General features: G+C 51.5%; 13 protein-coding genes. 10 read left to right on the forward strand and 3 right to left on the reverse strand.

Going from position 1 to position 14,302, the window contains the following annotated elements; genetic code table 11:
• The first annotated feature begins 122 nt into the window (after nt 1–122).
• Nucleotides 123–1,268: a beta-ketoacyl-ACP synthase III gene (locus ACJJIC_RS01115; protein ID WP_444891486.1), complete on the forward strand. Its 1,146-nt coding sequence runs from the start codon at nt 123–125 to the stop codon at nt 1,266–1,268.
• A gap of 60 nt (nt 1,269–1,328) precedes the next feature.
• On the opposite strand, the gene ACJJIC_RS01120 is transcribed toward ACJJIC_RS01115, so the two are convergent.
• A complete protein-coding gene (locus ACJJIC_RS01120) occupies nt 1,329–1,880 on the reverse strand; it encodes a PadR family transcriptional regulator (protein ID WP_444887871.1) in 552 nt (183 codons plus the stop codon).
• 242 nt (nt 1,881–2,122) lie between these two features.
• On the opposite strand from ACJJIC_RS01120, the gene alaE reads away from it, so the two are divergent.
• The 5 genes from alaE (at nt 2,123) to ppc (ending at nt 8,665) form a co-directional block, all read left to right on the forward strand.
• Nucleotides 2,123–2,617, forward strand: a complete 495-nt coding sequence (gene alaE / locus ACJJIC_RS01125; protein WP_252084304.1) for an L-alanine exporter AlaE — start codon at nt 2,123–2,125, stop codon at nt 2,615–2,617.
• Between the two features lie 39 nt (nt 2,618–2,656).
• On the forward strand, nt 2,657–3,358 hold the full coding sequence (locus ACJJIC_RS01130; RefSeq protein ID WP_445357815.1) for an aspartate/glutamate racemase family protein: 702 nt from the start codon (nt 2,657–2,659) through the stop codon (nt 3,356–3,358).
• A 385-nt stretch (nt 3,359–3,743) separates the two neighbouring features.
• On the forward strand, nt 3,744–5,117 hold the full coding sequence (locus tag ACJJIC_RS01135; RefSeq protein ID WP_444908579.1) for an ATP-binding response regulator: 1,374 nt from the start codon (nt 3,744–3,746) through the stop codon (nt 5,115–5,117).
• Nucleotides 5,118–5,245: 128 nt separating this feature from the next.
• A complete protein-coding gene (locus ACJJIC_RS01140; RefSeq protein WP_252084301.1) occupies nt 5,246–5,608 on the forward strand; it encodes a DUF4870 family protein in 363 nt (120 codons plus the stop codon).
• Between the two features lie 393 nt (nt 5,609–6,001).
• Nucleotides 6,002–8,665, forward strand: coding sequence for a phosphoenolpyruvate carboxylase (gene ppc, locus ACJJIC_RS01145; RefSeq protein WP_444908578.1), 2,664 nt, complete (start codon nt 6,002–6,004; stop codon nt 8,663–8,665).
• Nucleotides 8,666–8,938: 273 nt separating this feature from the next.
• Here ppc and ACJJIC_RS01150 read toward each other — a convergent pair whose 3' ends face one another.
• Nucleotides 8,939–9,085, reverse strand: a complete 147-nt coding sequence (locus ACJJIC_RS01150) for a hypothetical protein (RefSeq protein ID WP_444883591.1) — start codon at nt 9,083–9,085, stop codon at nt 8,939–8,941.
• Between the two features lie 66 nt (nt 9,086–9,151).
• Between ACJJIC_RS01150 and ACJJIC_RS01155 the strand changes: the two genes are divergently transcribed.
• Complete coding sequence (locus ACJJIC_RS01155; RefSeq protein WP_445357816.1) at nt 9,152–10,360, forward strand: nitroreductase family protein; 1,209 nt, start codon at nt 9,152–9,154, stop codon at nt 10,358–10,360.
• Nucleotides 10,361–10,512: 152 nt separating this feature from the next.
• Here ACJJIC_RS01155 and ACJJIC_RS01160 read toward each other — a convergent pair whose 3' ends face one another.
• Nucleotides 10,513–11,760, reverse strand: a complete 1,248-nt coding sequence (locus tag ACJJIC_RS01160; protein ID WP_444883589.1) for a DUF945 family protein — start codon at nt 11,758–11,760, stop codon at nt 10,513–10,515.
• A gap of 742 nt (nt 11,761–12,502) precedes the next feature.
• Between ACJJIC_RS01160 and ACJJIC_RS01165 the strand changes: the two genes are divergently transcribed.
• The 3 genes from ACJJIC_RS01165 (at nt 12,503) to ACJJIC_RS01175 (ending at nt 14,276) form a co-directional block, all read left to right on the forward strand.
• The gene (locus tag ACJJIC_RS01165; protein WP_444908576.1) at nt 12,503–12,922 is read left to right on the forward strand and encodes a hypothetical protein; all 420 of its coding nucleotides are present in this window, start codon (nt 12,503–12,505) and stop codon (nt 12,920–12,922) included.
• A 92-nt stretch (nt 12,923–13,014) separates the two neighbouring features.
• The gene (locus ACJJIC_RS01170; RefSeq protein ID WP_444908575.1) at nt 13,015–13,545 is read left to right on the forward strand and encodes a GNAT family N-acetyltransferase; all 531 of its coding nucleotides are present in this window, start codon (nt 13,015–13,017) and stop codon (nt 13,543–13,545) included.
• 134 nt (nt 13,546–13,679) lie between these two features.
• On the forward strand, nt 13,680–14,276 hold the full coding sequence (locus ACJJIC_RS01175) for a DUF1287 domain-containing protein (RefSeq protein ID WP_444908574.1): 597 nt from the start codon (nt 13,680–13,682) through the stop codon (nt 14,274–14,276).
• Nucleotides 14,277–14,302 lie beyond the last annotated feature (26 nt).

A 14,302-nucleotide genomic window follows, 5' to 3' on the forward strand; every position in this document is an offset into this window, starting at 1 on the left:
ACAATAACTTGCCTTGCCGTTCTGGCAGATAAATCCCAAACAAGCCGGCACCGCTAAAGGCTAAGGTTTTAATCAGTGACTAATTGCTCGCAGGTGTTTTGCTGCGAGCCAGGGATTCAGCGATGAGTGAACACAAGTTGCCACGGGGCATTGTCATCAGCGGCACCGGCCTGTGGACCCCACCGGAAGCGATCAGCAACGAAGAGCTGGTAGACGCCTACAATAGCTACGCCAAGCAGTACAACCTGGAGCACGCTCAAGCAATTGAATCCGGCGAACTGCAGCCCAAACCACAGTCCTCTGCGGAATTTATCGAAAAGGCCTCCGGTATCAAGAGCCGCTATGTGGTGACCCGTGAAGGAATTCTCGATCCCGCGCGCATGCGCCCCTTTATTCCCGAGCGCAACGACGACGACCTGTGTGTTCAGGCGGAGATGGGGCTAAAAGCCGCCAAACTGGCGCTTGAGAAAGCCAATAAACAGGCCTCCGATGTCGATATGGTGATTGTTGGCGCTTCCTATATGCAACGCGCCTATCCCGCCATTGCCATCGAAATTCAGGGCGCCCTCGGCATCGATGGATTCGCTTTCGATATGGAAGTCGCCTGCTCCTCGGCAACATTTTCTCTACAGCGCGCGGTAGATGCCATCTGTTCCGGCGCCGCACGCACCGTACTGGTGATCAATTCTGAATTGGCCTCACCGCAAGTGGACTTTACCGATCGCGACAGTCATTTCATCTTCGGAGATGTGGCGGTCGCCAGTGTGATCGAGCGCCGCGAGACCTGCAGCGTAGACACTGCCTGGGAAATCCTCGGCACCAAGGCCAAGACCGTCTACTCCAACAATATCCGCTCCAACTTCGGCTATGCTGCGCGCGCTGCCGATGTGGACCCTTTCGGCCCCGGCAAGTTGTTCCGCCAGAACGGCCGCAAGGTATTCAAGGAAGTCTGCCCCATGGCCGCCGCCCATATTGAGGAGCACCTAGGGGAGAGCGGCACCGACCCCCGCGAAGTGAGCCGCTACTGGCTACACCAGGCCAACATCAACATGAATAATCTGATCGCCAAGAAACTGATGGGTGATGAAGCCAGCGCAGAACGCGCCCCGGTGGTGCTGGACCGCTACGCAAATACCGCTAGCGCCGGTTCTGTCATCGCCTTCAATCTGCACAGCGATGACCTGCAAGTAGGTGAGCGCGGAATTATCTGTTCCTTTGGCGCAGGCTACTCTATCGGCAGCCTGGTAGTGGAGAAAGTCGCTTTATAAACTAGCGCTCGACTCATTTCCGCACCAAAGACACAAAAAACCGGGCATCGCCCGGTTTTTTTAACTGCTCTCTTCACATTTTTGTTCCAGTTGCTGCAGCATATTTTCCGCCCAGTTGATCCAGGTTTTCTCCGCCTCTATGCCTAACAGCAGCGTCTGGTGGGCCAGCCAATAGCGCTCCTGCAGGGCGGGGTCACTCTTAAGCACCCGCTCATTTTGTTCCCGATAATTCTCCAACAGCCCTCGGTGCCTGTGCAGCTGATCATTGAGAGCCGAGCGCAACTCCTCTTGGCTCAAATGGTGGCCGGCAAACATACGCACTAAAAAGGGTTCGCGAATCTTCTGTGGTGCCGCTGGCTGAATGACCCAGTCGCGCAGCTCCGCACGCCCCTTGTCGGTGAGGCTGTAGACCTTTTTGTCCGGTTTGCCCTCCTGCGGTTGCTCCTCGCAATCCAGCAATCCTTCGTCGTGCAACTTGTGCAGCTCCCGATACATCTGCTGGTGGCTGGCGCTCCAGAAATGGGAAACACTGCGCTCGAAGCGGCGCTTTAGGTCGTAGCCACTGCCGGGCTCTATATCCAGCAGGGTGAGTACGGCATAGCGCAGGGACATGGCAGCTCCGATTCGTCTTATGCAAAGAGTTGCATATTAACCTCTGCGGAGCCATCGTGACCAGGAGGCGCGTTAGGCCAATAAGATAATTAGATTAATTTTCTAATAATTAGTAGGACGTTTATCTCGGCAGACCTCACCAGTCGAGATGCAAGGCTAGCATTTACGCAATTTGGAGATATAATCGCCGGCCTGCCGCCATCTTGATATGGTGGCTCGAGGTTCAAGAGGTTGTCTGCTCCATGTCCGCGCCCGCATTAACACCATCCGGCCCCGACGCCGAACCAGCCGCACCCAACTCGCGACGCTGGGATTTCCTGCTCGATATCTTCGCCATGAACAGTTTTTCCTGGGCCGTGGCGATCCCCATCGAGCTGGTGTTGGCAGGTATGAGCTGGAGTGAGCACCTGAAAGTGCGTCTGATGGCGCTGGTGTTCAATACACTGATCGCTCGCCCCTTCAGCATGTACCGCAGCTGGATTGTGAACCGCTTTGGTGGCGGCGGTTTTGTAAATGCTTACCTGGTAGACACCTTTGTCTTCCTCAGTTTCCAGTTTCCCCTATATATGGCCAATATGCGCCTAGGCGGTGCCAGCTGGGACGAAATTGCCACAGCCAGCATCACTTTTATGCTGATCGCAGGCGCCTTGGGGCGGCCTTATGGAATTTATCTCGACTGGGTGCGCCGAGTGTGGATTAATACGCTGGTTCCCCTGCTGGGCAGACGCGCCATCTAAGGGGCACCAATACTCGATTGAGCATTACGAGAGAGGAGCATGACTGTGTTGACCGATAACGCCATTGAAAAAAGTTCTATGACCATTGGCGTGGTCGCCGGCACCCCCACAGACACCCGCTTTGGCCTGGATTTCCTCGCCGCGCGTCAGCTGCGTGGCGTCGGTATGTCTCTGTCAACATCGCCCCAGGAACAGACGCAACTGCAAGCGCTAGAGCGCGGCGCTCTCACCCAGCAGCTGATCGAAGCGATTGAACAGCTGCATCAGGCCGGCGCCGAAGCCGCCATGATCTACTGCAATTCCCTTTCCGGTGCGGTGGATATGGAAGCGGTCAAATCCACCTCGCCAATTGAGGTGGTTTCTCCCCTTGAGGTATACGCCGAACTCACCCAGCGCTACCGCAACTTTGGCCTGCTCGCCGCCAACTGCCAAAGTTGCGCCAATATTGAGCGCGAAATCCTCGAGCGCAACACAACCGCCAAGGTGATCGGCATCGGCAACCTGCAGATCGTCGAAGATATTGAGGATGGCCTCGCCGCCGAGATGATCGTGCGTCAGCACGCTTTGGATGATCTGGTCGCGGCTCTGGTGAAAAGCGGCGTGCAGATACTGATTCTGGGCTGCACACATTTCGATTATTTTTATCAGGAATTGCTCGCCCATTGCGATGGAATTCGCCTGTTTCTACCTTCTGAGCGCATGTTGCAGTTATTGCAGGAACGCCTACCTCAGGCCGCTTGAATCAACCCTGATATTTTTATTTTTTTGCGTATTTTATCGAGGAACGCTGTGCCACCGATCTCGGTAAAATACGTCAACCTCGTGCAAAACCTCCCGCTATATAAGCCTATGTAATAGCGTGCAATTCTTCAGCATCAAGCCCCCTCAAAAAAACCATACTCTGTTTTTGGCGCAATAACTCTTGGCTAATGGCGATAGCGTTCATGCCTCTGACCGGATTATCCACCGCTTAGCCTGCCAGTCCTATAAAAATATCTCTTGTACGCCGTGCCATATTGCAGTATCAAACGCTCTGATCTTTTCGGGAGTATCGATCAAAACCTACCGCGAAAATCACACTGCGGACTGCAGGATTTAGTCCGCCCTAACACAAGTGGTTATAAGGATGATAAAAGCCATTTCTTCTGGGGGATTGCCCTCTCGTCGTGTTTTTTTTCACGCTCTACTAGCCGGAGCACTACTGTGCGGCTCAGTATTTATCTCCACCACCGCACAAGCCATTGAATTAAATGCTCTGCAGCAACAAATTCCTATTTACTGGTTGATCGCGGCGCTGATTTTTACTGTGCTAATTTGTGCTTTTACACTCAATAGACAACTGAGTCTGCGCAAATTGCGTAAAGAGAGTGCAGAGCGTGTCGATAATATCAGCGCCGAAAACAGTAATTTGTTTCAGCAGGTGCATAGCCGCAACAGTGAATTTCTCGCCCTAGAGAAGCAACTCGAAGAAACTCGTGAAAGCCTCGAATTACTGCGCCAGGAAAAATCCGATCTGCTCACAATAGTACGTCACCAGTTGCACCACCCCCTGGATACATTGATGGGCACCCTCAACCTGATTGGACGCAGCGAGGACAACAATATCAAAGCGCTGGTTGAAATCGGCAAGCGCCAGTTAAACGCCGCTCTCAAATCTCTGGACGATTTACGTCAGATCGGCAAGGTGGAAACCGTGGAGCTGAAACTTCCCAAGGAAGTGCTCGGCAATACCGGCAGCGGCCTCGCCATCCTGTTGGTGGAAAATAATAAACACGAATCCCTGCAAGCGCCGCTGGAAGCCATGGGCCACCATGTACAAAGGGAATGTAACGGTATCGACGGCAGCAGCGCCGCCCTCCAAAAAAACTTTGACTTAATCCTGACCGACACCCATCTACCACTGATGGATGGCGTGGAGGCAGTACGAGAAATTCGCCGCGAACGGGGCAACGATTTACCCATTTTCGCCCTGCTGCAATCTGCCAAAACCGGCGATAAAGAGCGCTATCAGGCCCGAGGTTTTACTGGCGTACTTACCCACCCAATTGCCGATCGCCAGCTAATGCAGCTGATGCAATGGGCTTCACGGCGCACGCAGGGGACGTCACCACAACAAAAAAACCGCCCCACCCAGCTGCTCAACACCAGTGCTCTTTTACGCCAGCAGGACACTCTCGATCACCTGACCTTCGCCGAGCTACTCAGTGACCGCAGCGCCACCCTACCCAAACGAATCACTGCGCTCACCAGCGCCCTCACCGGCCGCCACTGGTTGGATGCAGAAAAACAGGCGCAGGATGTCGCCCGGGCAGCGGCACAGGTGGGGCTCGATAGCGTAGCCAGTCGTCTGCGCAGTCTCGCCGCCAACCTCTCCATCGACAGCGAACGCGAACACTGCCGTCAGCAGCGTACAGAATTACTGCAACTGATGCGGGAATCGGTGCGACAGCTGAAGGCATGGCGCGAGCGCAATGTGCACACCGAGTGGGCACTAAAATAATATGGGACGTTACGACACCCTGGGCTCTTCACCGACTGTCGTGTAAAAATACCATTCCAACGCAGTCAAGTTGAATTGCGCATTGGGGACCACACTATATTTTTCAGAGTCCACAAGAGAATAAAGTTATGTCAGAGCAGTACCCCACACGCTCCCAGGAGGCCCGCGAACAGAGTGGTCGAGATCTGGCCATCATGGTCTACCTGATCCAGGCCATCAGCCTATTTACCGCGGTTCCGTTTTTTGTTGGCGTACTGATTAACTATTTCAAGCGCAGCGATGTACGCGGCACCCTGGCGGAGTCCCATTTCCGCTGGCAGATTCGCACTTTCTGGTTCTGGTTGCTGTGGACTGTGGTTGGTTCTTTGACCTTTTGGGTTTTCGGTCTCGGCTATGTGATTCTCGCCGTAAACTGGATTTGGGTTATTTACCGGGTTATTCGCGGCTGGCTGCGCCTAGTCGATCGCCGCCCCGCCTATGACTACTACTAAAACCCGGCCCGCGTGAAAATCTCGCGCGGGCGCTTCTGCCCTGCGCAAATAGGGGATATTTAAAAATCCCATAAATTTTACGCCTTCCTAACCAATTTACTCTTCGCTTTTTCCAATTTAATTCCCCTCCTGATGACCTCCCGCCTAAAAAAATCTGGTCGAAAGCTCTCTCTAATAGCCGATAAAATACCTGGCATGATATTTATACCTGCTGGATTATAAATTTTCTAAAAACCAACCTTTATCGTAAGACTTTTCCTTTATTTATCATTATTTAAGTAAATTTCTTACTGAAAAAATCTTTTATTTTGGCAGCACAGCCTCCTTACGAAAAAATTATGCGAAGATAAAGCCCGGTACTTTCACCGGATATCGTTAGGGAGATAAAGGCTTGTGAGTCAGGATCAAAACACCCCGTTGCGGGAGGACGTCCGCCTACTCGGCGAGGAGCTCGGTTCGGTATTGCGCGAGCAAGCCGGTGATTCGCTATTTAATACTGTGGAAACCATCCGCCAGGCCGCAGTGGAAAGCCGCAGTAGCGGAGAGATGCAGGTGGATCGCTTACACCAGCTGCTGGACCCTCTCGACGACGATACATTGTTGGAAGTGGCGCGCGCCTTTAGCCAGTTTTTGAATCTCGCCAATATCGCCGAGCAACGCCATCGCGAACGCCTGCACCGGCAGCATCAGCGTTTTTCTGGCGACCCAGATACAGACCGCGGCCTGCGCCAGGTATTGGCAGAGCTAAAGAACATCAATCGCTCAACCGACGATATACACACCGCACTCAGGGATCTCTCCGTGGAGCTGGTCCTCACCGCCCATCCCACCGAGGTCACCCGTCGCACCCTGATCCGCAAGTACGACCACGTCGCCGATCTCCTCGCCGCATTGGACCGACCAGACCTTACCCAGGAAGAGAGCCGCGAGCTGCGACGTCATCTGCACGAGCAAATACTCTCTGCCTGGAGCACCGATGAAATCCGCCGTGAGAGGCCCACGCCGGTAGACGAAGCCAAGTGGGGCTTCGCCACCATTGAACAGTCCCTATGGCAGGCAGTACCCCAGACTATGCGCGCCATCGAGGAGGAACTAACCCTAGCGGGATTACCGCCACTGCCGGATAACTGGGTACCCATACGCTTCGCCTCCTGGATGGGTGGCGACCGCGACGGCAACCCCAATGTCACCGCAGCGGTAACCCGCAAGGTATTACTGCTGGCGCGCTGGATGGCTGCCGACCTTCTCTTGCGCGATGTGGAAAACCTGCTGGCCGATCTATCCATGCACAAGGCCAGCGAAGAATTACTGGCACAAACAGGCCCAAGCCATGAGCCCTACCGGCTCATACTCCGCCGGGTGCGCTACCGCTTGCGCAATACTCGCGCGCAACTGGAGGCCCGCATTAACGAACAGCAGGAACCAGCGGGTGCAGTATTTCACAGCGGTCAACAACTGCTCACTGAGCTGAACCTGATCGACCGCTCTCTGCGCGCGGTGGGGCTCTCGGCGATCGCCGATGGCCAGCTCAAAGACACCCTGCGCCGGCTCAATTGCTTCGGTATCACCCTGTTGCGCCTGGATATTCGTCAGGAATCCACCCGCCATATGGATGCCATCGACGCTATCACACGCTATCTGGGGCTGGGGAATTACGCCACCTGGGATGAGCAGAGCAAACTGGACTTCCTCCTGGCGGAGCTGGATAACCGCCGGCCATTAATCGATGAGGATTTCTACCATACGGATTTCTGCGATGGGGATGTGCGCGAGGTATTAGAAACCTGCAAGGTGGTTGCTGAGCAGGGCCACGAGGGGTTTGGTGCCTATGTGATTTCCATGGCGAAAAAGCCCTCCGATGTGTTGGCGGTCATGTTGCTGCAGAAAATTGCCGGGGTAAACCAACCTATGCGCGTGGTGCCATTGTTTGAAACCTTGGACGACCTCAATAATGCTGCCGACACCATGAGTACCCTGCTCAATATTCCCCAGTACAAACAGCGCGTGCTGGAGGGCCAGGAGGTAATGATCGGCTACTCAGACTCGGCCAAGGATGCCGGCTTCCTCGGCGCGGCCTGGGCACAGTTCAGTACTCAGGAGGCGCTCACCCAAATTTTCCGCAATCACGGCATTCCCCTAACCCTGTTCCACGGCCGTGGCGGCTCTATTTCCCGCGGCGGCTCTCCAACGCGCATGGCACTGTTGTCGCAGCCACCAGGCTCGGTGGCTGGGCGTATCCGCGTTACCGAGCAGGGAGAGATGATCCGCTTCAAATACGGCCGCCCCTCCGTTGCCGCCTACAATTTGGAGCAGTATGTGGCCGCCACACTGGAGGCTACCCTGATGCCACCGGCCCAGCCTCGCCCCGAGTGGCGCAATCAGATGGAACGCCTCACGGAAGTCTCGGTGCAGAGTTACCGCGAAGTGGTGCGTGACGACCCGGCTCTGGTGGCCTACCTGCGCACCGTCACCCCGGAGACGGAACTCCGCCGTCTGGCTCTCGGTAGTCGACCGGCGAAGCGCAAGCCCGGTGGCGGCGTAGAAACACTACGCGCCATTCCCTGGGTGTTCGCCTGGACCCAGATGCGCCTGATGCTACCCGCCTGGCTCGGCACCGGCACCGCACTCGAACAAGCCCTAAAACAGGCAGACGAAGCCGACACCCTGGGAGAAATGAGTCGTGAGTGGCCCTTCTTCCAGGGCGTGGTGGATATGCTGGAGATGGTTTTGGCGAAATCCGATACCCGTGTCGCCTCCTGGTATGAGGAACGCCTTACAGACAACAAGGAGCTGATAGAGCTGGGGGAAAGCCTGCGCGAACGCCTGGCTCATACAGTGAGTGCTTTGCAGCAACTCACCGGTCGCGAAAGTCTGTTGGACAATAACCCAGTGATGCGTTGGTCCATCCGCGTGCGCGATCCCTATACCGATCCACTGCATTTGCTTCAGGCCGAATTAATGGCGCGTCTGCGCGAGCGGGAGAATGACGCTGTGTTGGAGAGTGCCCTAATGGTAACGATCGCCGGTATCGCCGCAGGCATGCGCAATACCGGATAACCGTTGGCGGGCAGAGTCCCCCACTCTGCTCGCCTACACCCTCGCCCCTATAAAAAGCCTGATATATGGCCAATCAAATTAAATCGAGGCACTACCAGATACCAGGGCAACTCCTACACTGCACGATACACCACGCCCCCATACAATCGATAAGTGTCCATATACTCTTCTGCTAGAACCCGTAGATCGTTATTCAGATCTCCCGAAATACAGAATAACTCCAACGGGGTATCAGCCAGCTGATGATCTATCGTCCGTGTGAATAAACCAGTTTTACCGCCAAAGCCGCCGGAACAGCATCGCCTTATTAACACCTGCGATACTGGCCATGTCCCTAGTTGTACAGCACCCATAACCATGAGCCATCCATTCGCTGATAACTACTTTAAACAGCTTGGCTTCATCGATGGTGCACTGCATAGAATCTCCTTTTCGATATAAACAGGCGCATAATGCAAGTGGTCATTTGCATTACAGGAGATGCCGATGAGCGACCCTGAAACCACGGCTAGAACCCGCAAGTCAAAAGTCATTTACGCCAGCTTTGGACCCAACGAGCGGGCCATGGTCGACAAAGTGCATCCCCTTTGGCTTCGCCGCCTGTTTATTCGTCTTTTGGGTATAAAGTTGCAACTTCAATTTACTGGTTGGCTGCAGTACCTAATGCCTGTCCCAATCACTCTGAGCCTCTTCCTGTTGGTGGGACTCATATATCTAGTAGGTTTAACTGGACTGGCCAATATATTGATCTGGCTACCCTTGATACTAACGGCCATTATTCTTTTTGATATTGTGACTTGCCGTTTTTGTATCCGTTTGCCGGAACCGCTACCCAAAGCCCGCAGCCGAGAAGATATTTTCGCGCTGATACGTGACCGTAGATCGTGCCGCGCCTATCAAACCCGTCCCTTAATCCCCATCCATGAGCAAGCACTAAAAGCTCGTATTGCAATTCACCTACAGCAACCACGTCTCGGCAATGCACCGATACGTCTGGAGTGGGTCAAAGCACCCATCACTGTTTGGCCGGTGGTCAATGCCAGATATTTCCTCGTTGCAATAGCCCCAGCGGAATACAATCGAACGGCCATTCTTGATATCGGCAGAACCCTGCAAAAGATTGTTTTAGACGCTACGCGAATGGGTTTAGGGACTTGCTGGATTGGTCCCGGAGCAGATCACCGCAGTGTCAAAACCCACCTCCGCGAGCGCTTTGATAAGAAAAAGGATTCTATTATTTGTCTCTGCGCTGTGGGTTACGAAAGCTGGTACGCACCATTGTTTATCCGTTTTTTTAACAATCAGTTTCATAAGCGTCTGCCGCTGTCCGACCTGTTTTTCGTAGATAACGCCATGAAAGAAGCATTAAAAATAGATAAATCGCCCTGGGAGGCGTTTAATCGATGTTTTGAAAGTTGCCAGTGGGCACCGTCTTCCTATAACGGTCAAACCACACGCTGTATTGCCCACAAGAAAGGCTCTCAAGTGCGCCTTGATTTTTATGCGACAACATCTTCTAGATACTATGCCGCAGTGGCTACTGGCATCTGGTGCGCTAACTGGGAGGTGGGGTGTGAAGCTTTAGGAATACAAGGAGAGTTTCTAAGGTTGCCCCCAAAGGAAAGAAAAAACCTGCCGGACGATGTGCTGCCACCTCACTATGATATTAGCTGGCTCAGTACCCCTTTAATCTAACAGCAAGAGGATTTTTGCATTGTCCGGTCGATATAAATTAGGACGCAATGAGTACCCAAGATACCGTCTTGTTAAAAAATGGATTTACCGGAAAGAGAAAGGAACGATCACATCACTCCTTTCTCCAATCTAACCGTTAAGCCAATCAGATTTTAAAATTGTCCGGTCAGTGCCATTAGGAACAAATCTGGTGGCAACTGCTGGCCATTCACTTCCAGGCGCCCGCGATTCACCTCCAGGTGCATCTGCAGTTCATCGTTTTGCTCAATCAGCAAACCGTATTGTCGCAACATCATTGCCTGGCCTACCAGCGGCGACTGCAGCAACGCCGATTCTGCCGCGCTCAGGGTCATGCTGCCCACCAGAGGATTCAGCCATTGATTTAAAGCGCTGCCGTTGCGATGGCGCGGAGGTCGCTTCATTCCTTTCCAGTCAATATCCGCATCCACCAGAACCGGACCATTGCGAGATTCCACTACCAGCTGTTGTTGCAGGCGCAGGGGTGGACGCATATCACTCGCCCAATTGCGCTCCGCCACCGGCAGTAGTACACGTAAATAGTGGCCCAGATCGGCAGCCTTAATCTTAGGCAGGGTCATCTGTTGGCGCACAGAAGTAATAGGAGTGGCAGACTGCACACTGGGTAGCTGCAGATCACTCACCACTTTGAGGGTCTGCGCCGCGAGCATTTCTATATCCAGTTCCAGGCTAATATCCCGCAGTTCCGCCGGCCCCGAATCACGCTCGGCACGCAACAGTGACAGATATAGCTGTGCCTTACCGCCACGGCGGGGCTCTAACTGAAACTCTCCTTTAAGCGGTTCGGTAAATAATACTTCCACGCCATCGCGCATCTGGGTCAGGCTACCCAGATCGATTACCCCATCCAACACCGCGCCGCTATAATCTGTCGACACTGCAATCTCACCACCTGTAAATGCCAGCTGGCCAAAATCACCTGAACTTTTAAAGGGTTCCAGGCGCAGGGTATTGAGTACCCGGTTATCCGCTAAAACCAGGGTTTCCAAAACCAGGGGGCTGTTCTGCAAGCGGCCATAGATTCCCTCAAGCTGAGCGCGTAGCTGCGGGTTTAATTGCTCTAGATCTAGGCGGGTTTCGCTATAGATAACCCCCAAACGGGGCCCACCAGAAGTTAACAGCAATGGACCATGATGAATTTCAGTGTGCAGCTCAGTGGTGCCATTCTGTAGCGCCACCTCAGTATTGGTTTCAGCTCCAAACCAACCGCGTTGATAGCCGGTAGTGCTTCCCCCCTGCATCCTGCTCAGCTGCTGCTTCCAGACCTCCTCCACCTTGGGACCAATGAATCCTGGCGCCGCCAGGGCTGAAATTACCAGTAAAGCCAGTAGGATTAACAGAAGCCAACGCAAGAGTTTCATAAGAATCGATCTAACAACAGGATTTGCGCTGATGGTAGCAGATTATGAAGTTATTAGTGCGACAGCAGTAACAGGGCTGAACCTCTTTGCCTATTCCATAGCCCCAATGGGCGATTCCCTTTAGCAGGGGCCACGTTAAACAACCAGACATAACGGATTGCCAGGCTTGATATAAAATAACCCCTGAGCCTGTGAGTTAATGATAATACGGCACGAGTGTTCGCTATAAAAAATTAAAAGCTAAAAATATTCTCCCCTTTTATAAGTGCAATAACTCCCACAGATTCCAATAGCTAACTAACCCTCTATAACCCCAATATTTAGAGTACTTTGGCGCAGTCCTGCCGTATAATGGTATTCAAAGTTGTACCAATCAGAGAGATCTAATTTTGAAACCCGAGGTAACGTTACTAACCGTTAACGCTATAATCATCTGCGCCGCCTATCTCTATATCTACCCAAGGCATGCAGGCGCTGACCTTAACAAGATCATAATTAATGACCTCTTAGCAACCGGTATCGCACTACTGATCGCCGGCGCTCTCTTTTGGGATTCTGGATACAAGTTCAATATGCTGCTATTTACTGCTAACTGGTTTGGATTTTCTCTAATCAGCTTTTTACTAATTGAATTACCATTCTTTAAATGGTACTGGGATAAATACAGCGTTAGCTTGAGATAAGTTCTTTTGGCATCATAGCCAAGAAATGAGTAAATAAAGAAAAATATAGAGTACAGGGAATGAGCAACAAACAATTTTTATTAAGGGCGTTACAAATCTCTAGCATCTTTCTTTTAATCTTTTTAATGGCAATTCACTTACCCGAGGATCATCTCATTTGGAGATTGTTTCCTTTTATAACGGCTCTCATTGCCATAAATTACAACCGAAAAAAATTTCAGCAACCAATAATAGAAGATCCAGTTTCCTATGTAAGGTTTGATGGAGAGTTTATCTTCATTGGTGATCATTCAATTAAGAGATCAGAGATAAGGAAAGTTGCTGTCGACTCGGTTAAGGATCGCGGCTACTTTTCTCTCCCTTACAATCAGATATCTCCGGGAGAAATTCCAGAATTTACCTTTCCCTCCAGCAAAATAACCTCTTTTCGTGCACATCTGCAGAAAGAATTTGATACAAACGTGGAATTTATTACATAAAAAACTATGAGAAAACCGTTCCAAAATAACTGAACAATTTCATCAATTAATCGCCATTACTATCCTTACTTATCAAGAAGTAGATAATCACTATGAAAATACGTAAAGCCTCAAAGCATGATGTGCCCACCATCGCTAACATACATAGTGTCAGCTGGCAGGAAAATTATCGTAGCGTGCTTAGCAAACAGTACCTTGAAGATAGGATTCCAATGGAAAGGATGCGACTCTGGAAAGATCGCTTTGAGCACCCTAAATCCAATCAGCAGGTGTTTTTAGCTGAAGTAGAGGGCAATATCGCCGGCTTTATCTGTCTATACATGGATAATCACCCTGACTGGGGTACACACCTGGACAACTTACATGTACGCGAAGGCTACCACTCAATGGGAGTTGGCAAAGCGCTCTTTATAGAGGGCGCGCGCAGGGCTTATCAACAGGCTCCACATAGAGGCATGTGCCTTTTAGTCAACCAGGATAATATTAAAGCGCAATCCTTCTACCAAAAACTGGGCGGGAGACAAGTACAGGAAAGTATTTGGCATGCTCCCGATGGAAGTAAAGTACCAACTTATTGGTATATCTGGGAGCAACTAAACGAACTGGTCGATTTAGACCAATAAAGAATTCAATCTAGACATCATTGAATGCACATCCTCTGACCAATGCACAATAGATAGTATGGAAGAGATTTTTATCTATATTCTTTTTAGCAAAGTGAATCCACAGAGCAAGAAAAAAATAGAAGGATAATAAGGTGAAAAGGTTGATATTCTTTATTGGTATTATTTCATCCAGTAGCTATGCACAAAATATGACTTTGGCCGAAGCTGCTCTGGAGCGAACCTATCATAAGGTACGCTACGATCCTGCTTATGTGTCTATTCCCTATCCAAATGGAGATGTGCCGGCTGATACCGGTGTTTGTACCGACGTAGTGATTCGATCATATAGGAAGCTGGGGATCGATTTGCAAAAAGAAGTTCACGAGGATATATCGGGTCATTTTCAAGCCTACCCATCTAAACGCATTTGGGGACTTTCCAGGCCAGATAAAAATATTGATCACCGGCGAGTACCCAATCTACAGGCTTTTTTTACTCGCAAAGGGCAATCACTCTCAATAAGTAACAAGGCAGAGGATTATCTACCAGGGGACATCGTTACCTGGATGCTGCCCGGTAATTTACCACATATCGGTATTGTGACTGCGAAACGCTCTCTAAAGACCAACCGGTACTTGGTCGCACACAATATCGGGGCTGGACCCGTGCTGGAAGACATGCTGTTTTCCTTTAAAATTACCGGGCATTACCGATACAACGCCAGCCAAGCAACCGAAAAGATTGAGTAGCGAAAAAACTACGCTATTGCCAAGCG

This window comes from Microbulbifer mixtoriginis (SeqCode) (assembly GCF_052468275.1).

Excerpts from the sequence above, each read along its gene's own strand:
- ACJJIC_RS01115 (WP_444891486.1), top strand. The coding sequence starts at position 123 with ATGAGTGAACACAAGTTGCCACGGGGCATTGTCATCAGCGGCACCGGC.
- ACJJIC_RS01120 (WP_444887871.1), bottom strand. The coding sequence starts at position 1,880 with ATGTCCCTGCGCTATGCCGTACTCACCCTGCTGGATATAGAGCCCGGC.
- alaE (WP_252084304.1), top strand. The coding sequence starts at position 2,123 with ATGTCCGCGCCCGCATTAACACCATCCGGCCCCGACGCCGAACCAGCC.
- ACJJIC_RS01130 (WP_445357815.1), top strand. The coding sequence starts at position 2,657 with ATGACTGTGTTGACCGATAACGCCATTGAAAAAAGTTCTATGACCATT.
- ACJJIC_RS01135 (WP_444908579.1), top strand. The coding sequence starts at position 3,744 with ATGATAAAAGCCATTTCTTCTGGGGGATTGCCCTCTCGTCGTGTTTTT.
- ACJJIC_RS01140 (WP_252084301.1), top strand. The coding sequence starts at position 5,246 with ATGTCAGAGCAGTACCCCACACGCTCCCAGGAGGCCCGCGAACAGAGT.
- ACJJIC_RS01150 (WP_444883591.1), bottom strand. The coding sequence starts at position 9,085 with ATGCAGTGCACCATCGATGAAGCCAAGCTGTTTAAAGTAGTTATCAGC.
- ACJJIC_RS01155 (WP_445357816.1), top strand. The coding sequence starts at position 9,152 with ATGAGCGACCCTGAAACCACGGCTAGAACCCGCAAGTCAAAAGTCATT.
- ACJJIC_RS01160 (WP_444883589.1), bottom strand. The coding sequence starts at position 11,760 with ATGAAACTCTTGCGTTGGCTTCTGTTAATCCTACTGGCTTTACTGGTA.
- ACJJIC_RS01165 (WP_444908576.1), top strand. The coding sequence starts at position 12,503 with ATGAGCAACAAACAATTTTTATTAAGGGCGTTACAAATCTCTAGCATC.
- ACJJIC_RS01170 (WP_444908575.1), top strand. The coding sequence starts at position 13,015 with ATGAAAATACGTAAAGCCTCAAAGCATGATGTGCCCACCATCGCTAAC.